Genomic DNA, 539 nt, shown 5'->3' with positions numbered 1-539 from the left:
ACAGAACCACGGTGATAGGCTCGCGCTCGATCATCGCTTCGGGGGCCAGAATCTCGGTCTCGCCGGCCTCGGCGAAGCTGGAGCGGCGGCGGCCCAGCGCGGTTTCCTTGCCGAATTGCTTGCGCACGGCGTCGAGTTCCTCGCCGATCCGGCGCCACTGGAGGGTGTCGGATTGCAGCAGGTCGTCAATCTCGGCGCGTTCCTTCAGCAGCGCATCGCGTTCGCGCTTGAGCTCCAGTTCCTCAAGCCGGCGCAGGCTGCGCAGGCGCATGTTGAGGATGGCTTCGGCCTGAACTTCGGACAACTCGCCCTCACCGGGCGGCGGCGCGACATAGTCCTTTTCGGACATGGCGCGCTTGAACTTGCGGCCCCATTCCTCACGCATGAGGGCGGCGCGGGGCTCGTCATCATAGCGGATGATGTCGATCACCCGGTCAAGGTTGAGGAAGGCGATGATGAAGCCTTCGAGCACTTCCAGCCGGTGGTCGATCTTTTCCAGCCGGTGCTGCGAGCGGCGCTGGAGCACTTCACGCCGGTGG

General features: G+C 64.9%; 1 pseudogene. It reads right to left on the bottom strand.

Features of this window, described 5'->3' with window-relative positions:
• A pseudogene (locus ACK4SV_RS16770) lies at positions 1-539 on the bottom strand (DNA gyrase subunit A); the annotation flags it as partial.

Origin of the sequence: Hyphomonas sp., from assembly GCF_046313735.1 — a bacterium.
Classification (GTDB): Bacteria; Pseudomonadota; Alphaproteobacteria; order Caulobacterales; family Hyphomonadaceae; genus Hyphomonas.
Note: the sequence above shows the minus strand (reverse complement) of the source record. Positions and strands in the feature narration are given on the sequence as shown.